This is a genomic window from Lysinibacillus sp. NPDC048646, from assembly GCF_050272295.1.
Lineage (GTDB): Bacteria > Bacillota > Bacilli > Bacillales_A > Planococcaceae > Lysinibacillus.
On the sequence record NZ_JBNNLZ010000002.1, the window covers coordinates 419291 to 441606 of the forward strand.

21 protein-coding genes, 2 pseudogenes and 1 riboswitch are annotated in these 22316 nt (G+C 35.9%); of the genes and pseudogenes, 13 read left to right on the top strand and 10 right to left on the bottom strand.

Features of this window, described 5'->3' with window-relative positions; translation table 11 throughout:
• Positions 1 to 10 precede the first annotated feature (10 nt).
• From ACQKII_RS04355 to lepB, 5 genes and pseudogenes are all read left to right on the top strand, one after another.
• Positions 11 to 632: pseudogene (locus ACQKII_RS04355) on the top strand (SDR family NAD(P)-dependent oxidoreductase); the annotation flags it as partial.
• Positions 633 to 660: 28 nt separating this feature from the next.
• Complete coding sequence (locus ACQKII_RS04360) at positions 661 to 1095, top strand: MarR family winged helix-turn-helix transcriptional regulator (RefSeq protein ID WP_427456678.1); 435 nt, start codon at positions 661 to 663, stop codon at positions 1093 to 1095.
• Between the two features lie 389 nt (positions 1096 to 1484).
• Positions 1485 to 2405, top strand: a complete 921-nt coding sequence (locus ACQKII_RS04365; RefSeq protein WP_427456680.1) for an LCP family protein — start codon at positions 1485 to 1487, stop codon at positions 2403 to 2405.
• 337 nt (positions 2406 to 2742) lie between these two features.
• On the top strand, positions 2743 to 2862 hold the full coding sequence (locus tag ACQKII_RS04370; protein WP_427456682.1) for a transcriptional regulator: 120 nt from the start codon (positions 2743 to 2745) through the stop codon (positions 2860 to 2862).
• Between the two features lie 148 nt (positions 2863 to 3010).
• Complete coding sequence (gene lepB / locus ACQKII_RS04375) at positions 3011 to 3568, top strand: signal peptidase I (RefSeq protein WP_427456684.1); 558 nt, start codon at positions 3011 to 3013, stop codon at positions 3566 to 3568.
• 258 nt (positions 3569 to 3826) lie between these two features.
• Here the strand turns inward: lepB and ACQKII_RS04380 are convergent, their stop codons facing one another.
• Positions 3827 to 4033, bottom strand: coding sequence for a hypothetical protein (locus tag ACQKII_RS04380; protein WP_427456686.1), 207 nt, complete (start codon positions 4031 to 4033; stop codon positions 3827 to 3829).
• 180 nt (positions 4034 to 4213) lie between these two features.
• Positions 4214 to 4314, top strand: a riboswitch (purine riboswitch).
• Positions 4315 to 4378: 64 nt separating this feature from the next.
• Here ACQKII_RS04380 and ACQKII_RS04385 point away from each other — a divergent pair.
• On the top strand, positions 4379 to 5548 hold the full coding sequence (locus ACQKII_RS04385; protein ID WP_427456688.1) for an MFS transporter: 1170 nt from the start codon (positions 4379 to 4381) through the stop codon (positions 5546 to 5548).
• 743 nt (positions 5549 to 6291) lie between these two features.
• On the top strand, positions 6292 to 6573 hold the full coding sequence (locus ACQKII_RS04390) for a hypothetical protein (protein ID WP_143998675.1): 282 nt from the start codon (positions 6292 to 6294) through the stop codon (positions 6571 to 6573).
• A 137-nt stretch (positions 6574 to 6710) separates the two neighbouring features.
• Here the strand turns inward: ACQKII_RS04390 and ACQKII_RS04395 are convergent, their stop codons facing one another.
• Both ACQKII_RS04395 and ACQKII_RS04400 read right to left on the bottom strand, forming a co-directional pair.
• Positions 6711 to 7205, bottom strand: a complete 495-nt coding sequence (locus ACQKII_RS04395; protein WP_427456690.1) for a DUF3231 family protein — start codon at positions 7203 to 7205, stop codon at positions 6711 to 6713.
• 234 nt (positions 7206 to 7439) lie between these two features.
• Entirely contained in the window at positions 7440 to 8093 is a 654-nt protein-coding gene (locus ACQKII_RS04400) for a cupin domain-containing protein (protein ID WP_427456767.1), read from the bottom strand.
• Positions 8094 to 8893: 800 nt separating this feature from the next.
• Between ACQKII_RS04400 and ACQKII_RS04405 the strand changes: the two genes are divergently transcribed.
• The 3 genes from ACQKII_RS04405 (at position 8894) to ACQKII_RS04415 (ending at position 13081) form a co-directional block, all read left to right on the top strand.
• Positions 8894 to 11500, top strand: coding sequence for a cation-translocating P-type ATPase (locus ACQKII_RS04405; protein ID WP_427456692.1), 2607 nt, complete (start codon positions 8894 to 8896; stop codon positions 11498 to 11500).
• A 417-nt stretch (positions 11501 to 11917) separates the two neighbouring features.
• Positions 11918 to 12223, top strand: a complete 306-nt coding sequence (locus ACQKII_RS04410) for a YfzA family protein (RefSeq protein WP_427456694.1) — start codon at positions 11918 to 11920, stop codon at positions 12221 to 12223.
• Positions 12224 to 12328: 105 nt separating this feature from the next.
• Positions 12329 to 13081, top strand: coding sequence for an alpha/beta hydrolase (locus ACQKII_RS04415; protein ID WP_427456696.1), 753 nt, complete (start codon positions 12329 to 12331; stop codon positions 13079 to 13081).
• Positions 13082 to 13525: 444 nt separating this feature from the next.
• Here ACQKII_RS04415 and ACQKII_RS04420 read toward each other — a convergent pair.
• From ACQKII_RS04420 to ACQKII_RS04430, 3 genes and pseudogenes are all read right to left on the bottom strand, one after another.
• Positions 13526 to 14461 (bottom strand): annotated as a pseudogene (locus tag ACQKII_RS04420) (beta-propeller fold lactonase family protein); the annotation flags it as partial.
• Positions 14462 to 15127: 666 nt separating this feature from the next.
• A complete protein-coding gene (locus ACQKII_RS04425; RefSeq protein ID WP_143998683.1) occupies positions 15128 to 15409 on the bottom strand; it encodes an acylphosphatase in 282 nt (93 codons plus the stop codon).
• 46 nt (positions 15410 to 15455) lie between these two features.
• Positions 15456 to 17183, bottom strand: coding sequence for a globin-coupled sensor protein (locus tag ACQKII_RS04430; RefSeq protein WP_427456698.1), 1728 nt, complete (start codon positions 17181 to 17183; stop codon positions 15456 to 15458).
• 102 nt (positions 17184 to 17285) lie between these two features.
• Between ACQKII_RS04430 and ACQKII_RS04435 the strand changes: the two genes are divergently transcribed.
• The 3 genes from ACQKII_RS04435 to ACQKII_RS04445 all read left to right on the top strand — a co-directional run bounded on the left by ACQKII_RS04435 (position 17286) and on the right by ACQKII_RS04445 (position 18647).
• Complete coding sequence (locus ACQKII_RS04435) at positions 17286 to 17615, top strand: DUF1033 family protein (RefSeq protein ID WP_427456700.1); 330 nt, start codon at positions 17286 to 17288, stop codon at positions 17613 to 17615.
• Between the two features lie 198 nt (positions 17616 to 17813).
• Positions 17814 to 18014: a cold-shock protein gene (locus ACQKII_RS04440; RefSeq protein WP_143998686.1), complete on the top strand. Its 201-nt coding sequence runs from the start codon at positions 17814 to 17816 to the stop codon at positions 18012 to 18014.
• Positions 18015 to 18155: 141 nt separating this feature from the next.
• Positions 18156 to 18647 (top strand): YkvA family protein, encoded by a 492-nt coding sequence (locus ACQKII_RS04445; protein WP_427456703.1) that lies wholly within the window; start codon positions 18156 to 18158, stop codon positions 18645 to 18647.
• 198 nt (positions 18648 to 18845) lie between these two features.
• Here the strand turns inward: ACQKII_RS04445 and ACQKII_RS04450 are convergent, their stop codons facing one another.
• The 4 genes from ACQKII_RS04450 to ACQKII_RS04465 all read right to left on the bottom strand — a co-directional run bounded on the left by ACQKII_RS04450 (position 18846) and on the right by ACQKII_RS04465 (position 22114).
• Positions 18846 to 19379, bottom strand: coding sequence for a hypothetical protein (locus ACQKII_RS04450; protein WP_427456705.1), 534 nt, complete (start codon positions 19377 to 19379; stop codon positions 18846 to 18848).
• Between the two features lie 137 nt (positions 19380 to 19516).
• Positions 19517 to 20338 (bottom strand): S1 family peptidase, encoded by an 822-nt coding sequence (locus tag ACQKII_RS04455; protein WP_427456707.1) that lies wholly within the window; start codon positions 20336 to 20338, stop codon positions 19517 to 19519.
• 59 nt (positions 20339 to 20397) lie between these two features.
• The gene (locus ACQKII_RS04460; protein WP_427456709.1) at positions 20398 to 21057 is read right to left on the bottom strand and encodes a hypothetical protein; all 660 of its coding nucleotides are present in this window, start codon (positions 21055 to 21057) and stop codon (positions 20398 to 20400) included.
• A gap of 61 nt (positions 21058 to 21118) precedes the next feature.
• Entirely contained in the window at positions 21119 to 22114 is a 996-nt protein-coding gene (locus tag ACQKII_RS04465; protein ID WP_427456711.1) for a S66 family peptidase, read from the bottom strand.
• Positions 22115 to 22316: the final 202 nt, after the last annotated feature.

Consider the following 22316-nt stretch of genomic DNA (forward strand, 5'->3'; position numbering starts at 1 on the left):
GGTATTCAAGGTGGAAAAAGAATTACTACAGTTTTCTCCTAAATCAATGTTTTTTTTCAAGCAAATTTAATGGATCGTGAGTATTTACCAAAAATTATTGATGCAGTTGTAGCAAAATACGGTAAACTAGATGTATTGGTTAATAATGCACATGCATCGAAACAAGTAACAATCGAAGAAACAACACAGGCTGATTGAGATTTATTATTATAATACAGGTTTTTATCCAACATTTTATTTGATGCAAGCTGCATTACCTCATTTGAAAGAATCGAAAGGGAATATTTAATTTTGCATCTGGTGCTGGCCTTGCTGGTCATGAAGCACAAGGCGCATACGCTGCTGCTAAAGAAGCTATCCGCGGTCTTTCACGTGTAGCGGCAAATGAATGGGACGCTTCGTGTATTAATGTTAACTTAATCAGTCCTATTGCAAACTCACCAGGAGTACAAGCATGGGCAGAAGCACAACCGGAATACTATGAAGCTGTAAAAAATAAAATACCAATGGGACGCTTTGGCGATGTTGAACAAGATATCGGACGTGTAGCCGTATTTTTAGCATCAGAAGACGCTCAATATATCACTGGCCAAACAATTATGGTCGATGGTGGTTCTATTATGCTTCATTAATATTCTCGGATGTTCGAGGAGGATTTTTTTGGAACAGACAAGTATTTTTAAACTCATTCATATGATTGAACAGATGAATAATGCAAATATTATACGATTTACGAAAGCTTTTCCGTATCCGTTAGGTATTTCGCCGATTTTAGTACTAAACGAACTACATTCAAATGGACCGCAAAAGCAAGCAGAATTAGCGGAAACAATCGGTTATACGAAAGGCGCTATGACGAGCATTGCTGAGAAATTAGTAAAACTTGGTTTAGCTGAAAGACTGTATGATCAAGCCGATCGTCGGACGATACGTTTAATGATTACCAATGAAGGGGAAAAGGCTTTAGTAACAGCTCAATCGATTGGCAAGGAAGTCTTTATTCAGCTTTTTGAAGTATTGAATGAGGAAGAGATTGCACAATATTTGCTGATTCAAGAAAAGTTAGTGCAAGGAATTCAAGACAAACAAAGATAGTATGTATAAGGATGCCGTTTCAAATTTTTTTTGAGATGGCTTTTTACTGTGTAATAGTAAAGTGAATGCTTTAAACGTATGGAAAGTTGTGTGACTTTGTTCGTAATATGGGTACTGAGGAAATAGTACAGTAAATCGTAAAATAAATTGTTAAGCTCTTAAAAACAAAAGTTATCTCATCTATGAAACCTTTCATAAAAAAACGTTGGAACTGATAAACAGTATTGGGAATTTCGAATATTAATGAATATATTGTCGTATATTTAGTAAATACTAGTGTACGTCTTTTTTTCGTCTAATATGCATATAAATAGACTAAATGAACTTTTTTCCAACCTAATACGTCAAAAAGAAGAGGGAATTTGTAAAAAGCAAGAGAGGACTTAAGTATGGAAAAAAAAATGCAACGTTCAAAAGTAAAGAAAGGCAAGAAAAAAATCTTATTATGGATTTTAGGTAGTTTACTGGTAATTTTTTTAGTTTTTCTAGGTACTGCTTATTATACTGTCCAGAAAACAATGAATAAAATTAATACACCACTTCTTGAAACAAATACTGTAGAAAAAACAATTACGAAGAAAGAACCATTTTCTGTGCTTATGCTTGGCGTGGATGAACGAGAAAATGATAGTGGCCGTTCAGATACGATGATTGTTATCACAGTAAACCCAGAAAAGCAAACAATGAAAATGCTAAGTATTCCACGTGATACACGTACAGAGATTATCGGTCATGACTCAGTCGATAAGATTAATCATGCCTATGCATTTGGTGGTGTACCAATGGCCATGGATACAGTTGAGAATTTTTTAGATATACCACTCGATTATTATGTATTCATCAATATGGAGGGCTTCCTACAAATTATCGATACATTGGGGGGGGTAACCATCCAAAATGATATGGATTTGACCTATGACTCCTATCATTATCCAAAAGGTGAAGTAAATTTGAATGGTGATGAGGCACTTATTTTTTCACGTATACGTTACGAGGACCCACGTGGTGATTTTGGACGTCAAATTCGTCAACGACAAATTATCGAAGCCGTTATGAGAAAAGCGTCGACTCCCTCTGTGCTTTTAAAGGCAACAGATATGCTTGATGTTGTAGGAGAGAATGTCCGCATGAATTTTAGCGTAAAGGACCTTATTCAACTGCAAAGTATTTATAAAAAAATGAATAGTGATATTGATCAATTATCATTCGAAGAGGGAGAAGGTACGAAAATTGATCATATATGGTATTATATTCCAAATGAAACGGAATTGCAACAAATCCAAACGGAATTAAAAACACATTTAAAATAATATTTAGTAAATATTGTAAAAATATTATTAGATACTCAGGATATTCTAGATGTAAAAATTTTTGTCAATGGAGGGAGGGAGATTCATGAATGGGAGGACCCAGGTGCTTAGGTATACAGCTCTAAATAATTGCATGCAAAGCTATACACCTAAACGCAAGGTACGAAAAAGTCCGATCACATCAGCTATGCGAAACTTACATCTACTTTGTTTAAAAATTTTCATGTAAAATAAAAAATCATTCAGGTAGGATGCATGCCTAGTTGAATGATTTTTTTGTTTCGTTTGAAATATCAGAAAATTTAGTGTATACTATTTTTATCAGGTGGTTGAGGGAGTGATAGTAGTGATGATAGGTACTATTTTATTGGCAATCGCATTGCCTATCGGTATTGTATTAGCAGTAGATTTGTTTAATGAACAGCATCACTCTGCTACGCAAAGTAAACATTTATAATAGCCAGAATAATATAATGGAATTCTAAGAAGACAAAGCATGTAAAGGCTTTGTCTATTTTTCATGAAAGAGAAACATTTTGGGCTAATAAGCGTCATTATTCTATAGAAAATGCTATACTATAAGAAAACAGTATCGGGGAATGAGTATGCAAGAAGAAAAAACGAATTTTAAAAAAGAAATACTATCCTACATTAAAATTATTGTCATTACAGTTCTTGTCGTACTGGGTTGTAAACAGTTTTTATTTGCACCCATTAAAGTACAAGGTGCTTCAATGTACCCGACATACGAGGATAAGGATATTATTATTGTCAGTAAAATAAGTAAAATTGAACGTTTTGACCAAATTGTCTTCCAATCACCAACAGAGGATGAATTATACATTAAACGTGTAATTGGATTACCTGGGGATACCGTTGAAATGAAAGACGACATTTTGTATGTAAATGGTAAAGCTTATAAAGAAGATTATGTCAATCGTCAAACAGATGATCCGAATCAATTACGTATTACGGAAAATTTCACATTAGAGGAACTTGTCAGTGAAAAAAAAGTGCCAGAAGGTATGTACTTTGTGCTCGGTGACAATCGCTTAAAAAGTTATGATAGCCGTCATTATGGTTTAATTGCTAATGATGCAGTATATGGCGAATCAAAATTAACGGTTTACCCATTCAAGCATTTTCATATTGGTCGTGAATAATTTGGGGAGTAACAGTTCTAAAGGTAACCCCATTACTTTTAAATAGCCATTCTATCAATATACGCTATTTTATAATAGCCACACATTTACTAAAAAAGAGGTCTATTCAGATTTTATCTTGAGTAGACCTCTTTTTAGCTAGCCTATTTACCTCGCATTAACGGTCATAGGATGGCCGCCTCAAGATGAGAGATAGAACGAGTGCACGAGGTGGGCGAACGACTGACCGTAAAAACCTCCACTGTTTGAAGTTTCACTTTATTTTTCAGGTAAAGCTGTACAAACTTTATAAGAAGGATAATGAACGCAGACTTCGGAATTTTCAACAGTTTCTTTTATCGGGGTTTGCTGTTTGTCCACAATGGGAATGTCAATAGATGGTTCATCTGCCGTAAATTCCTCTATTACTGGTTCTACGCCGTAAAATAGTCCTAAAAAATAGCATACTAAACCTACTATACGCAAACAATCACCTCCATATTAAAACTTTTATATTACTATTTATGGTCAAATGCACAGAATTATAAGTGATATTCGAAAAAAGAACTCGGTGTAAAGAAAAATCAGGGACAAAGAAGAGATAAAATCAAAGTGGGAATATCGTTATAAAAATGTTGTAAGAAAAAATACAATATGCTAATATAGCTAAAGTAAAATAATTTGATATGTATAACCTCAATAATATGGATTGAGGGTCTCTACCAGGAACCATAAAAATCCTGACTACAAAAATTAGGCTTTCATTTTTGTAGTCAGGATTTTTTTATAAATTAACCCGTACAAAATGGAAGCAATAGAAGGGTTGATTTCATGAATTGGAGAGTTTTTATTCTGGCTGCTACAACTTTTGCAGTCGGATTAGTGGAGTTAATTGTAGGTGGGATACTACCTTATATTGCAGATGATTTAAACGTATCACTAGCAACAGCAGGGCAACTGATTACTATTTTTGCGTTAGTGTATGCCATTTCTGCGCCTGTGCTTTTGTCTTTAACTGCAAAAGTGGAAAGGAAACGCTTGTATTTGATTGCCTTATTCATATTTACTTTAGGTAACATTATGACTTTTTTCAGTGCTACATTCTTAACAGTAATGATTGCTAGAATAATAACAGCGATGAGTACAGCATTGGTGATTGTTCTATCACTCACAATTACAGCAAAAATTGTAGAACCAAGACATCGCGCCAAAGCATTAGGGCTTATCTTTATTGGTGTAAGTTCTTCACTTGTCATAGGTGTTCCCATGGGGATATTTGTAACAGAAGCCTTTGGTTGGCGTGCTGTTTTCTTAGGGATAGGATTACTTTCAACTGTTTCGATGGTACTGATTTATTTACTGCTAGAGAAAATGCCAGTGGTAGAGGTTACGCCATTAAAAGTTCAAATAAAATCATTAGCAAACTTAAAAATATCTAGTGCCCATTTAACTACACTATTTATGCTGGCGGGTCATTACATGCTCTATGCCTACTTCACGCCATTTTTAGTAGAAGCATTTGATTTGAATTCATCATGGATTAGTATTTGTTACCTTATATTTGGAATAGCATCTGTAAGTGGGAATGCCCTTGGTGGTTGGTTAAGTGACAAATTAGGTTCTGGTAAAGCTATTTTAATTGTCATTTCGACATTCTCAATCGTACTTTTTTCAATTCCTTATACAATCGTAGCTTTCCCGCTCTTTCTAATTGTCACAGTATTATGGGGAGCACTTAGTTGGGCCCTAACGCCGCCTTTACAAAACTATCTCATACAAACTGACCCTAAAACATCTGATATTCAACAAAGCTTAAATACTGCGGCTTTACAAATCGGTATATCCATAGGATCAGCAGTAGGTGGAGCGTTGTTTGCGATGACTGGTTCTGTCATGGATTTAGCCAGTTTCGGTGCTGTATTAGTTTTATGTGCATTAGGAAGTGCTGCTTTTTCTTTGAAAAGGGCGCCACTGTCACAAGAAGATCCATCTTCTAATTAAAAGAGCACTGAAAAACTTACGTTTTTAAAATGTAATGTTCTTCAATCGTAAAAACAGGCACTTTTTGTTCGATTTTGAATAGAAAGTGCCGGTTTTCTTTTGATATCCCCCTTGTTTTTCACTGTGGCTTCATTTGAAGTTGGTTTTAATGGAAATTTTTCTTTCATCATTTCATCGAATAGATAGACGGCTTTTCGGACATTCTTTGATTTTTCTTGTAAAAATTCTTTTGGTGACTTTTGATTATAACGAGCTATAAAAGGTTCGCTGTGAATCGGAAAGAATGAAAAACTCAGAAAAACGAGAAACTTAGTTGATTGGCGTGCAGGCGGTGACTCCTTGGGGGACTAGCGAACAGCTTGAGACCCCGCAGGAGCGTTAGCGACGAGGAGGCTCAAGGTTCGCCCCCAGGAAAGCGTCCGCCGAAACGAAAATCAACGGCATCGAAGAAAAAGCCATGGCAGAAATGATTAATCGTTTCCGCCATGGCTAAAATTCATTTTGTGGACTTTTTCAGTACCCTCTCTAATTAAAGATAAATTTTCGGTTCATCAATATGGACTAACTGTAGTTCAAAGACTCTTGGAGATGAACCAAGAAAGCCATTAACTCGAATAGAGTTAAAGTATCTTTATCTCAACATTCGATAGTTACGGATGTGAATTATTGACGTTTTCAAATAGAAAAGAAGGATTATCTTAGATGGGGATCGAATGTAAGTTTAGAGGGAGGCTGGTAAATAAATGCAGGTAGATTTAACAGAATTTGAAGGATTAAATGTGAAAATTGTTGCGACGATTGACCAAACGCTTTATCGAAATGTTGGTGCTATTATCTTATACGAGGAGGACTCACACATTTTATCTGTACGAAAACTGAAACGAAAAATCGCTGATCAATATATACCAACTGACGAACTCCAAAACTTTACATTTAACTCACAAGCAGATGCCGTCAAATTTACGCACAAGCTTACTAGAATGAGCGCGCTCGATTATTTATTAGTAACAAACAGAGATAAATAATGAAAAACAATATAACCAGTAAATGTAATTGGGCTGCCTTAAGGTAGTCTTTTTTTTGGCGGAATATTAAAAAGTCGTCTCGAAATCGTAAGACGACTGTAAATTCTTTGACCGTGTGCTAATACAAATACTTACGATTAAGAAGTAGTAGAAGGGACAAGTAACCAACCTTTATCTTTACTAAGTTGTAATAATTTTGCACCCAGTATGGCATTCTTCATATGAAATTGACCGAACATTGTCGTTAGATTTCCCTTGATAGATCGTTCCATCGCTTGGGTAGATGAAATTAATGCAGAAGCGATACTCATAGATAAAACTGCACTAATTTCTGTATCGTTAATTTTTTTAACGCCCCGAATGTCACCGAGTTGCATCGATAGATTTTCACGAGGCATAGGAGGAATAGTACTGTTATTTTCTTTTAATAGCTCTTCTAGTTGCTTGTTTTCATCTTTCAAGACTTCAATAAATTCCACAATGATCGCTCTCAAATCTTTATCCGAAGCATGCTTGAAAAATGAGTGATTTGCAGCAATATAGCCATTATTTAAACCGAGATGTGTCCAAATCGTAAATAGTTCGTTAAAACGTAATGATTGAGTTTGAAAATTTTTATTGAAATTTGACATAGTTACACTTCCTAATTCGTATTATAGTTTTTTAATATGAGAATAGGATGTGCTATAAAAATATATTTTATTCATTTTTTTGTAAAAAAGGATTATTTTTGTTAATAAGTATGTGTGAAATAGCTAGACTTGCCTTTATAAATGACAATCAATCTGTGCGGTTTCCACATATTATCAGTTGATATGTAGTGGCTAGCAAAAAAGCTGTAGCAATGGTAGGTGCCACAGCAAAATTCATTCATACGATCCATATGGATAACTAGTTGGATATTGATAATGATAAGGATTTATCGGATGTTGATAGGCATTTACATAAGAATTGGTTTGGCTAGTAGAAGTCTGATTTTGATCGCCGCGCTTACAATTATTAGCAGGACCAATATAGGTTGAAGGTATAACTGGGGCTATTGTTTTCTTCCATTGATTTTCATCTAAACAATACGTATGCGCCATAATATTAGCTGGCGTAAATTTCAAAATATCTGAACCTAAAATTACTTCAGGTGTTGGCGCATCAAAAATGGCAAGTAAATGTGTGTGATCGGCTGTAGCAATTTCATAATGCCACCAACCTTGTGGGACATTCGCAACTTGACCAGGTGTAATGGGATAGTTTTGAATTTGTTTAGTGATTGGGTTAAGTATGGAGACTGTTGCGGCCCCAGAAACACAATAGACAAGTTCCCCAGCATTTTGATGATAATGGGGCTCCACTACATTGTTTGTACTAAGAAAAATATCTAGCAATGATACGTTTTCAAGTGTATTTAACTGAGCAACGCCTAGAATGTTGATAAAGTTTTGATTATCCTTTTTAAAAAGAAGACTTTTATTGACATCAAATGTGAACTGCGTCGATGGGGAAGTGTAATCAATATTTGAACTAATAATTACATCCTTTCTGAATGAATTTAGATGTTTATCACTAGTACAGGATATGTATAGCCCTGTTTTAGCGATAAACGAATGCCTATTTCACAAAGGACTGTCTAAATAGAGCTTCAAACACTAACGCTTTCTTTCTATACGGAAGAATCTGCTTCGCTATCTATTTGTAATTTTTAGCAAAAATAGCTCCCAACGATTGTACAAGAATCTATCGACTTCATAAAGGCATATTTATTTGGACGTTTTAGTTGTTAAACCATACCTTTAAAAAGACTGTTAATCGATAAAATCCCACTCGAAGGACACTTAAAAAACTTGATACTACCTTTTGTTATAGCGAATCTATATTATCCTTTCACCGATATAACAAATTATTTAATTTCTATATCGATTATTATCATACTGGATAAGAACAAGGAATATTATTGTGGTAGTTAAAGTATTACGGAGGTGGAGTAGAGAGAGAACAATATTGAGGGCTAGGACGATAGAAATTATAGCTATCAAATTGGACATGTAGGGTAAAGAGCCGTTAACTACTAGAACATGATTGATCCCTTTCTGATTTCTTCCTTTTATTTTGATCCCGCATGAACGGTCAGTAAGACGCCCACCTCAAGTGGAGAAGAGAACGAGTCAACTAGGTGGGCGATCAAGAAAAACCCCCACTGATTGAAGTTTCACTTTATTAGACTCTTTTATAGAAGTATTGCGAGTCTCGAAAGCAAGTAGATTGTATTGTGACAGTTGCTTTTAAATTAGCATGAAAAGTAGTAATTACACTTTGGAAGGGGAATCGAATGGCACAATATCATCAACAATTATCAGATGAAGTCATGGATCTGTTGAACGTAACAAATCAAGGATTGAGCGATGATGACGTTCAAAAAAGACAAGAGGTATATGGTTACAATCGATTGGTGGAAGGGAAAAAAACAAGTACATTCACCGTTTTCTTTGGACAATTTAAAGATTTATTAGTCATTATTTTAATAGTTGCTGCTGCCATTTCATTATTATTAGGTGAAGTAGAAAGTACGATTGTCATCATGATTGTCGTTTTTTTAAATGCAATCCTGGGCACAGTACAGCATGTCAAGGCAGAACAATCTTTGGATAATCTAAAAGCTTTGACCTCTTCGGTTGCAAAAGTAATGCGTAATAATCAGATAGTAGAGATTCCTTCTGAGGACATAGTGGTTGGCGATATTCTCTTTTTGGAAGCTGGAGATTATATCAATGCGGATGGCAGATTATTAGATAGCCATAATTTGCATATAAATGAAAGTTCATTGACAGGTGAATCATTGGCTGTAGCAAAAAGCACAGCGCCTATTGAAGAACATGACATAACTATTGCAGATAAAAAAAATATGGTATTCACAGGATGTTTTGTGACCAATGGACGTGGCACTGTCATTGTTACAGCTATTGGTATGGAAACAGAAATAGGGAAAATTGCAAAATTACTGGATACGGCGAAAGACAAAAAAACACCTCTACAAGTAAGTCTAGATCAATTTGGCGAAAAATTAGCGTTAGGTATTACGATGATTTGTGTAGTCATTTTTACAATTGACCTTATTCGAGGACGTGAGTTAGTAGAATCGTTTATGTTTGCGGTTTCGCTTGCAGTTGCAGCAATTCCAGAAGCATTAAGTTCAATTGTTACCATTGTGCTGGCTTTTGGAACTCAAAAAATGGCGAAGGAAAATGCCATAATACGCAAGCTTTATGCTGTTGAAAGTCTGGGCAGTGTATCTGTGATTTGTTCAGATAAAACAGGAACGTTAACTGAGAATAAAATGATTGTTCAACAAGTATATGTTGATCAAAAAGTCATTCCGCATGATCAACTACATACAGAAAATGCAATTGAAAAAAGTCTGATGTTAAAAGCGCTGTTATGTAATAATGCCTTGGAAAGTGATCAAAAGGAAATAGGTGACGCGACTGAAATTGCACTCGTAAAATTAGGGAAGCAGTACGGTCTTGATGAATTAATGGTAAGAGAGCACTATCCAAGAGTAACAGAACTTCCTTTTGATTCAAACAGAAAGCTAATGAGTACAGTAAATCATATTAATCAGAAAAATATCATGATTACAAAGGGAGCATTAGATGTTCTTCTAGCTAAAATTGTAAAAATCGAAACTGCTAAAGGGATACTTGATATCACGGAAGAGCACCGTAAAAAAATCGAAGAAGTGAATCGTGATTTTTCTATGAATGGTTTAAGAGTACTAGCAATTGCTTACAAAGAGGTAAAGCCGTATCAAACAATCAATGTAGAAGCTGAAAGAAATTTAATCTTCGTCGGATTAATGGCGATGATGGATCCACCGAGAAAAGAGTCAAAAGCAGCGGTCGAAAGCTGTATAAAAGCTGGTATTAAGCCAGTTATGATTACAGGCGACCATAAAATAACCGCAACTGCTATCGCTAAACAAATTGGTATTTTAAAAGATCCTTCAGAAGCGATTGAAGGTTATGAAATTGAAGGATTAACGGATCAGCAACTACAAGAAGTTGTGCAAGATCTGTCTGTTTACGCACGCGTAACACCAGAGCAGAAAATACGTATCGTTAAGGCTTGGCAGGAAAAAGGAAATGTGGTTGCCATGACCGGAGATGGTGTCAATGATGGCCCTGCCTTAAAACAAGCTGATATCGGTGTGGCGATGGGGATTACAGGTACCGAGGTAGCGAAAGATGCATCCTCTATGATTTTAACGGATGATAATTTTTCAACAATTGTCAAAGCTATTTCGAATGGCAGAAGCCTCTATACGAACATTAAAAATGCCATTCTATTCTTATTATCAGGCAATGCAGGTGCAATTTTTGTTGTCTTATATGCAACCGTATTAGGTTTACCAGTTCCATTTGCACCCGTACATTTATTATTTATTAACTTACTGACCGATAGTTTGCCAGCGATTGCCATAGGTTTAGAGCCGCATAACAAAAAGACAATGAAGGACAAGCCTAGAAATATTCACACACCATTACTAAATAAAACATTCACTACTCAAGTGATACTTGAAGGTTTATTAATTGCTATCGCTACGATTATTGCTTTTCGAATAGGCTTATCAACCGGAGATACGTTAACAGCAACTACAATGGCATTTACAACTTTATGTTTATCAAGATTAGTACATGGCTTTAACTCCCGATCTAAAGAATCGCTCTTCACAATTGGCGTATTTTCGAATAAATATACTTGGCTCGCATTTTTAATAGGTTTTTTATGTATACATTTCGTGTTATTTGTTCCAGCGCTTACGGGTATGTTCGAAGTCGCAACATTAAGTGGCATGCAATTAGGCTTAATTTATAGCTTGTCCTGTATGCCGTTTTTAGTGAATCAGTGGTATAAACTGTTGTTTGTGAGAAGTAAATAATGCCATTTCAAAGCATTTGAATGAAAAAGTCACTCAGTTGAAGTTAAATTCTGAGTGACTTTATCTATTTTACCGAACTTTGTCATGAAATCTTTTATCTTTTGTTCATCGTAGCCAGTAGGATTTACAAACGATATTTTTAACAAATGTTCCGCTGGTGATATTTCTTGCATATTCTTTTATTTCGTTTTCATCAACAGATTGAGAATTTTACATAAAAATGGTTGCACGATATTTTGAGTAATGTATATGATGTAATTATAGTATATATACATTATATAAGGTTTGTGGTAATTATATATAAATCGGTCTTCATGACAACTAATGATAGGGTAACACCACTACACTTATACGCTATAGAAGGATTGAATTTAGTCATTACCCAAAATGATGAAGCATGAGAGGAGAAGTGTGCAAATGATTGGCAAGGAAAAAACGCATAATATTAATCTAGCAAAACGCTGGATAATCACTCTTGGTATATTTTTAATTGTTCAATTGATCTTTATCGCCATTGATGGCACTTTCCTGGAGCCAAACATGAACGATAGTGATAAATTATTTGCCCGGATGGGAAGGTGGATTTTGGACTCGAAGCTCTTTACTGAATGGATTACCCCTTATTCCTTTCCTTTTTTTAATATGTTCATGACAATTCACGTTATTGCTATACTGATTGCTGCAGTACTGCACATTATTTCAAGTATCTTTTCAAAAAAATAAAGAAGAATGTGTGTAATAGTATGCAGGAATCTTTTAATAATAGACTAAGTAATGTAGATAATTGGCTACTTTGGTAAAGTATCTTTATACTAAGAATCAGTATTAATGAAGAAAGGTTTTGGTTTTGTGATAAAGATACTTCCTGCTACAGAGATTTACTTAAAAGGTGATAATCATGCTGTATTACTTTTGCATTCGTTTACTAGCCATACTAGAGACATGAAGAAGGTAGCAACTGAACTAAACAAAAAAGGTTACACATGCTATGCACCTCTGTATAGTGGTCATGGGCAAACGCCAGAACAGTTATTACAATACAATGTCAATGACTGGTGGCAAGATGTGATTAAAGCATATCAATTTTTAAAAAATGAAGGATTCCAAAAAATTACTGTCATAGGTTTGTCTATCGGTGGTATTTTCGCATTGAGACTTGCGCAGTTTAAAAAAATAGAGCATGTGATTGTATTATCAGTACCGATTGATAGGGATCCAGAGCGACTCAAAAAAAGAATAATTGACTACGCCAACAATTACAAAAAAATAGAAGAAAAGTCTGCTCTCCAAATTTCTCATGAACTTGAAGTGTTTCATCAAATGCCTTTAGATTCGTTAATTGAGTTTCAAGAATTTATTAGGTCTACGATTCAAGGCCTTGACAAAATTACAATCCCGAGTGCCATATTTTACGGAATACAAGACGATAAATTGTATTCTATAAGTGCTTATACCATTTATAAAAATGTCAATTCAAGCGAAAAACTGATTAAAGGGTTTAAACAATCGAAACATTTAATGACGTTAGGAAAAGATCAAACAGAAATTATCAATGAAATTTTTGGTTTTATTGATAAATAATAGGGGAATAAATTTATCTTAATTAACGAAAAAGACCACTCCGTGACGAGTGGTTTTACTATTTAGCCATTTAAAATTGTAAGAAGATATTAACTCATCATCTATGGATGACAAAGCAACAGTGAGTGTCTGGTGCCTTTCTAAAATTTGAAAGTTCAATGCGAACCAGTTTTCCGGTAGGGTGGCGCGCCTTTAAACGTCTTCTTGGAGAATAAGTGGAAGATTGGCTGAATGTCTAATGTGCTGAAATTCTAAAAATCGCATCAAAGCGATGCGAACTTTCCGTTAAATATAACGCATGGATGTCAAACAGACTTATTTGTTTTACATTAGTCATGAGGCATTCATTCCGTTCTGTTTTGGTTGTTTGGTCGCTACCATTATACCGAATCTGAAGGTGCCTGTTTTTTATTGTTTGATACCCTCGAGCCCAAGGACTCTGGATTATGAAGTCAGGCAGATTGTCCCGGTTTTTATACCAGTAGGACCGTTAAATCCTGGAATTGTATCGATTACTGTATTTGTTGCTATATCTATGACAGACACAGTATTGTCAAGTTGATTTGTGACATAAGCAAGTGTTCCATCCGGCAAGATGGTTACTTGGTCAGGAGATAACCCTACAGGGATTGTAGCAATCACAGTATTTGTTGCTGTACTTATGACAGATACAGTATTACTACCTTTATTTACAATGTAAACAAGATTTCCATTTGGTGTAATTGCTGTTCCAACAGGTCCTGTTCCAACAGGGATTGTAGCAACTACCGTATTTGTAGCTGCTTCAATTACAGATACATTGTTACTATTTTCATTTGTAACGTAAGCAAATTGTCCGCTCGGTGTGAAAACGATTGATCTTGGGCGAATTCCAACAGGGATTGTTGCAACCACGGTATTTGTAGCGGTATTTATTACTGATACTGTACCTGAATTTTCATTTGCAACGTAGGCAAACGCACCATTCGGAGTAAAAGCTATGCCTTGAGGCTGGAGCCCTACTGGAATAGTAGCGGTTACGGTATTTGTTGCTGTATCTATGACAGATACAGTGTTAGATCCGTGATTTGATACATAAGCAAGTGTGCCATTTGGTGAAACCGCTACACCAAGAGGATTAACTCCTACCGGAATGGTCGCGACTACCGTATTTGTTGCAGTATCAAAAACCGTTACATTATTCGAGAAGAAAGCTGGAACATAACCTAATGCTCCATTTGGTGAAATCGCTACTTCTAGAGGAGCAGATCCTACTGGAATGGTAGCGACAATAGTATTTGTCGCTGTATCAATCACTGATACTCTATTATCAGGAGTAGCTAACTGACCAGCGTCTGTAACGTACACTAAAAAATGACAAGGTGGAGTTGGTGGCACAGGTATAAATGGTGGCTTACAACGACAAGGACAACAAAAACCACAACAATGACAACGACAACTTGGATTTGATTTAAACTTGAACCTTAAAAAATTATTTATGTTTTTTCCCACATACTTGACTCCCTTTCTGGCATTTATTGATACTATATGCAAACAGAATTATATTTCTTGTACGCTTTACCTTAACCAAATACTTCTAAAAAGTGTCGAGTGGTTGTTTATTAATGAATAGTTCTAAGAAGGTATTCAACTTTTCGGCAGGCTTTCTCAAATTTGAGGAGATATGGTCGGAAATTGGACTGTCAAAAAGTTCACTCCCGGAAAGTTAGGGCTGAAATGTTCCTTTGAAAAATCGAATTGTAAAAGGTGTTCCAAATTTTGGGGAGATCTACTGAGAATTAAGCAGATGTATTTGGCAGCTCAATTTTAAACCACGAAATCTCATCCGGGAAAATAACGGAGTGAAAAGATGTGCCCAACTTTCGACCGATGTTCTAGCTAGAAGCGTGTTTTTGTGTGGTAGGCAAAATAAAAAGGATTGGGGAATTAACCCCAATCCTAACTAAACTTGCACCCAGCAACGTCATTTTAGATAAATCGTGTTCATTCAACTATGAAAATGGCTGAAATGCTTGATAAAACAACACTAAAAAGAAAAGAGCCAGACTAAACAATGTCTGACTCCATACGTATATAGCCTTTTAAATCATCATAAACTTCTAAGGCAAATGAATTGGAATCTGCCTGAAGGCTAACGCCCTTTTGAACAAAAATGAGGAATTCATCAATGGCCTTTTTCGAGCCTTCTACCTCAACCTCAATTTGATCCAGATCATTTAATTTACAATATCCCTTCAAGCCAAGCTCAATCGCTTTTTGTTTAATGAAAAAGCGATAGCCTGTTCCATACACATCACCGAAAAATTTAATCAGCGCTCGTTTATTCACGCTAAAACCTCCTACTTATTTAAGCGGGGAGAAGCCTCCCCCTGACTTACTGCAAGACACGTTCTTTTTCTAAATAAGCAATTAAGTTATTAATATAGTATAGAACTCGCTCTGAAGCCTGATTTACTTCTTCTAAATGGACTTCAGCCTTTTGAATATTACCCGCTCCATGTGCTTCAGCCGCAAGCTTCGCTGATTCATGTACGCGAGCGTGATAGGCATCTAAATCACGATAATCCTGTAAGTGTCCGAAACGATCTACTGTACGTTTAGCTATATACCATTTACCGAGGCGACAATCTTTATGTGAGGAAACATCATTTGGTCGTACATTTTCTAAGCCGAGGAACATATTGTATATACGCCATTTCCATAAAATATGATCAGCCTTTGATAATTGTAATAGGGCAATAGAAGAGAGTTGTACATTATTGTTTGAAATAATGTCATTGCGGAAGCGGTTAATCTCTTTACCTAACAAGTGAATATCGCTTGACGTATTTTGACTGTAGTCGCGAATATCATCCTGAAGACTAGAAATTTCGATCATTCTCGAAGATACTTCGTCAATTGCCGCAGCCTGCTCTTGAGAAATAGCTGCAGTATTTGTTACGTCAAGATTGATACCTTCAATTGCACTAACAATTGCATTTAATAACGGTAAAGATTCTTTTGCTTCAACGGTTGCCTCTTTTATAATAGAGGTCGTTTCGGTTATGGATTTAGATACATCATTCGAGTAACTCTTAAGATGATGCACATTTGTCGATACTTCACTAAGTGCAGACACCGTGCCTTCAGCAAGCTTGCGAACTTCTTGTGCTACTACTGCAAAGCCTTTACCATGCTCACCAGCACGGGCAGCTTCTATGGATGCATTTAACGCTAACAAGTTTGTTTGATCTGCTATTTGGTTAATCAAAGTTACTACATGCTCAATATCATTGACGCGCTTTTGTAATTCCGTAAAGGAGTCAACAATAGTAGTAAATGTTTCTTCGGTTTTGAAGATTTCAGTTAACGCATGTTCTATAGCATTCTTTCCTTTAATAGCATGATCAACAGAATCAGTTGTTTTCTCAGAAATGCGTGAAGACATACGCGCAACCTCATTGATGGAGGCCGCAATCTCTTCTGTCGCTGCTGTAGATGACTGTATTTCTTCATTTTGTTTATCTAAACTGAATACTAAATCCTTCATATACATTATTTTAGCATTGACATCCATTAAAGAAGAAACCTCTGCCACTACATTTTCAATAATCCGCTCTGTTAATACTTCAAAGAGTAATTCTTGGTCAACATTGACAGCTGATTGGAAAGACTTCATGTATCCAAATGCTTTGTTTGGCTTTAAACCAAAGTTATGTAAAATGTATGTAGTGATATAGAAGGCGAATTGATTAAATACGACAATTAATTTGCCAGGCTCGAATTGGTTTTTTCTAAATAGATTGAAAAATTTTACGGTTTCATCCACATATTCATCATCACGAGTGGCTAAGAAAAATTGAGTCAAGTATCGATTTATATTTTCTTCACTGATCGTTTGCTGAGAGGAAGGAGAGATTTCCCTTAAATAAATATTAAAAATTTCATTCATAGAAGGTGTGATATCTTTTAGTTTGGCGTAGAGGGTCTTTAAATTCACTTCATCCTGTGAATTAAAATAATTAAACGCCAAAGTTTTATTGAAACGGCCTGTTGCGCTTAAATTTGTACCGCGCTTAAATAATTCTTCGAGCTCTGCCTTAGGTCGAATACTTGAAAACATAAAAAATTCCTCCCAAAAATAATGAATAATAAGGTAATAGTAGCATATTTCAGGGTGTTTTAATAGACATTTCATGTGCGTTTGCTAAAATGAGAATATCTTATGACAGCAAGGAATGGGGCAAATATGTATACAATATTTTACATGAAAGCTGATTATGAGCCTTGGTGGAAATTTGAGGGCTGGGAAGCTTTTATTCAAACAATAGAATCATTTGAGACGAAAGAGCAGTTTGAGAAAGCGCTTCAGGAAAAATTAAATAGCTTTCGGCCAGTATATGAGCACGAGGCGAGCAAAGAAGGTAAGTACTGGGCTTTTTGGTCAGAGGATGAAAGCTTTTATTGTGAAGCTTGTGATGATGATACACAAGTTTATCATGGTATCATCGCAGTCGAAACCACAGAGTTAAACGGAAAATTGCGAATTAAATAAAAAATCTTTTTCTTTATTTGACAAAATTATGAAATCTGGTTATACTTAAGTTAACAATTTAATTGCTTCACCGGAAACATGGATTCACATATTACAAAAAGTGATCGCGTTAGTTCGGTACTCTTTGTAATATGTGAATTTTTTCATTTCCTGAAGAAATTACATATTGTTCACTTTTATTTTTTGGAGGTTTTTTAAATGAAACAAGGTACAGTAAAATGGTTTAACTCAGAAAAAGGTTTTGGATTCATCGAAGTTGAAGGCGAAAACGACGTATTCGTACACTTCTCAGCTATCCAAGGCGATGGTTTCAAAACTCTTGACGAAGGTCAAAAAGTGGAATTCGAAGTTGTAGATGGCAACCGCGGACCACAAGCTGCTAACGTAACTAAACTTTAATTCTCAGTAATTAAAATACTTTCGTTACATTAAGGCATCCTATTTACATAGGGTGCCTTTTTTTTGCATACTTTCAACACAAAAGGATTATATTTTTGTTTTTTTGGTAATAGGTATAGAGAGCAAAAGGAGGAAGATTAGATGGATGCGTTCCAAAAAATACCGAATGAAAAAGAACAGCGAGATTTTTACAAAAAGCTGCGTACTAAACTAGTCACATTCCTTGAATCTAAAACTGGCAGGAAAAATAAATTTGCAGACTATCTGATGTTTGTGCCTGATTTGTTTCATTTATTAATAAAAACATTAATGGACCCTGCGATTGATACAAAAAGCCGTTCATTGATTGGGGCAACGATCGCTTATTTTATATTCCCGATGGATTTTTTACCGGAGGGTGTCCTCGGATTTGGTGGTTTTATGGACGATATCGTATTAACGACTTTTGTTGTCAATACGATTATCAATAAATTGGGACCTGAAGTGATTGAGAAACATTGGACTGGGGATGAGAAGCTCTTAGATGTATTACAAAAAATTGCGGAAACAAGTGATCAAATCGTTAGTAAGATCCCCGTAAAATCGATGTTTACACAATATGTACGACATGAAAGTAAAGATGATAAAAAATAATATTATTATGTAAACCAACAGACGATTAATCGAATAGTGTACAGAGTAGCCATCAGGTGAATGACTATTTACATCTCAAACAAGTATAACCCCGTTGTGATCTAAGAACGGGGTTATTCTAATTTATCTATAAAATTTTTTCATTGTACGTAATGATAGCATTACGCTTAACAGCAAGGCAAAAAGTAGTGCGAGAAATTAGTCCTCGATTTTTAGGAACATTTCAGGATTGTGACGGATAAATTTACTTATTCCCTTAATCGTTTGAGGAGCAATTTTGTTAAAATTCATATATAAGGAATGAATAGCAACAGTAAGTTCACAATTACTTCCAAGGTTTTCTCTTGTTACAGTAAACTTCTCTAAAGTATCAGGATAATTATGACTTCTAAAAATGATTTCAGTTTCTTCCAGAAGTTGATACATATGCTCATTTCCTAAATACTTTAATCCAGTTGTGATTGCCGACCAAATTTTAGGTTGAGCCAAATAAAAAGCACTCCACCAATAGAATTCTTCCTGCGATTCAAGTGCATGATTATAATACACATGAAAAACAAACAACGCTTTTTGGCCAGGGGTTAAGTCTCTATAAAAAAGCTCTTTGACCATGGAACTATTGTCTTTTACCATCCTACTTTTATAATCCAGTATGAGCGGTTTAAAACAGGCATTGAACAGGGCTAAATCAGAAAAGGAATCGAACTCCACTTTTTTCATCTGTGCGAACATTCAAACATCACTCCTTATGGATTATTGTACGTGGATTGACCAAAAATTAGAAAAACTATGAACCGCAATAGCTTTGTTTATCAAAGATGAAAAGTTCATCAATATTTACTTTCTCAACAAAACCCCACCCTAATAAGCTAGTCAAAAGTATGTGATTTTAATAAGTTCTGTAACACTTGAACTGGTACAAACAAGCCAACTCGACCAAATGGTTCCTGTTTCATGGTTGCAAAAATGACCCCGATTACCTCACCATCCGCATTAAGTACAGGGCTACCACTATTGCCTTTGTAAACAGGTGCTTGCATCATCATAACGGGTTCCTGCCAATCCTCTAGTAAAGTTGGTTCAAGTAAAGTACCTTCATTGGCGATGCCCGTAAAGGCAAGTGGATTTCCAATGAAATACACATGCTCATCCTTTGCATAATTAGGTTCCTCAGCGAGAGATAACGATGGTAGGTTGTCAGCAGTAACTTGCAACAATGCTAAATCGACATCTGGGAAGCTTTGCAATAACTGCGCTTCCATTAGACCTTCTTCTGGAAATACAACAGACAATGTCAGGGCATCCTCAACAACATGGGCGTTTGTTACAATAAGTCCATCGGAGGAAATGGCAAAACCTGTACCTTTGCTATTGCCGGTAGATATCTCTACAACAGCCTTTTTATATGTTTGGATATCTTCCTGTGCAGATAATTTTGTAGATACTTTTATAAAGTCAATAGCTGGAATTGAGTAAATTTGGAAAAGGAGCGCAAAAGTATTAAAAAATAAGACAAACGCCATACTCCATACAATCCATTTCACAATAGGCTTTTGCTTCTTTGGCTTTTTGCCTTGCAGGCGCTGTTGACGTTCTTCCGCTAATGCCTTTTGCTGCTCTGCAAGCACGAGTTCGATAAATTCCTCTTCTGTTAATTCTTCCTCTGTTGAAGACTTATGTAAATCACTCATATTAGGTACCTCCTTATCCCAAAACGAAAGACGTCCAAGCCGGACGCCTGTGGAGCATTTTATTCAATTGTTTGAAGTGTCGATGTAACAACAAATGGCTTTTCGTTATCTGTTTTCATCGTATCCTCTATACGGATGAGCCCAATCCCTTTTGCGAAATATTTTTGTGTCGTCATCGTATCTTCTGATCGTGTCAGCTGAATAACATCGTGATAGACGGTTGTTCCAGTATCTACTGTAGCAGTAGTCGATTGAATGGTCCAACCAGCAAAGCTGTTACCGACTTCAAAAGGCTGCTGTAAAATAGGTTCGATGATGGAAAACGAAGCCGCTTCTTGTGCTGTTGGAATTAATGGGGTACTGTCAACGGCTTCTTTAGAGACGAGCACAATCGCAGAATCTGTTAGTCGATAGACCTTTAAAATCGTTACACCGCCATTATCTTCTATTTGTGCGATATGTGTGTCATCAATAAAGGTCGTTTGAAGGGAAAAGCTAGCAAATTCATTGCCTTCACCTACAAAATAAGCAGTCGAACCATCTGGTGGAAAAAAGGAGGCAAGATTTTCGTCTGGTCTCTGTTCGGTTGGGTTTTCAATCTTAGATACCTCCTCCGTAGTAGTAGGTTTTGAAGAGTTAACTTGCTGTTCCGTTACTTTATTTGTCGTACAACCAACGAATAATATGGTGAGAGAGAGTACAAATAAGAGATTTCTCATCAGCAAGCTCCTTCTGCTATTTTTCTTTCAGTATACGCGAAGTTCCTTTGTTATACGAATATTATGAAAACCAGTTCTCCATAAAGGTAATGCGTTTATTTGTTGTGTCGACACGCACACGTAAGCCAAGTGGCATCGCATGAAGTGGATGCGTATGACAACAGTCTACATCAGCTAAAATCGGTATTGAGTGTCCATCGAGCTGTTCGATTAACACATCATATGGCTGTCGGCCCGTATCTAAATCATCGTATTGCTCATGTTTGCCTAAGATGATGGCTGAAGCCTTGTCAAAAAAGCCATGCATTTTTAGCATAGCAAAGTTTTTCTCCACAACTGCGATTGTTTTCGATGTGTCTTCTAACAGTAAAATATCTCCTTCTTCGATTTGAGGGAAGTATGGTGTTCCAATAAATCCGTACATTGTATTGACATTCCCACCAATCAATCGACCTTCAGCTACTCCATGCTCGACAGTCATCCAAGTATTATGATGTTGCGTTTTTTCAGTTGTTTTTTCTAGCCAATTTATGCGATCATCTGACCAAATAGGCGGAATTGGCATTTCATATGGGAAAGTTAGAGTATCTATAAAAAGTTCTTTAAAATATTGCTCTGTATAATGAACCAAAGGTGGAAATTCGCCGAAAGTTGAAGCAACAGATGGACCATAAAATACAGGGACACCTGTCTTGGCATACAAGGCAAGTAGTATGGCAGTAACATCAGATAATCCAACAAGTATTTTAGGATGTCGTTGAAACGCCTCGTAATCCAGATAAGGCAGCATACTATTGGCATTTGTCCCACCCATTGTAGGTAAAATCATTTTTATATTCGGATTGCGAAATAGGATATTAAGCTCTTCTGCACGTTCCTTTGGTGTACCAGAGCGATAAAAATCATACTTTCCAGTCAATATACCTTCTTCAAGGTTGAAGCCAAGAGCATTCAGGCGGGCCTTACCTCGTTCATAGCGTTTTTTTGCGATTACGGAAGCGGGCTTTGAAGGTGAGTATATACCAATTGTATCGCCCTTTTTTAATGGGGAAAACATAAATTACCTCTTTCTAATAACATAAGTTTATGCCATTATACATGAGTTTACAATTAAATGGCAGATTATGATTACTTAATGAAAGAGCTGTAAAAATTAACTGAAATCTATTGCTGTAGCAGCAAGAATTGTTTTTACATAATAGTATTATGTAAACTAATGAAAAGAATAGAAACTTGCCAGAAAGTTGGGATTTTTATAT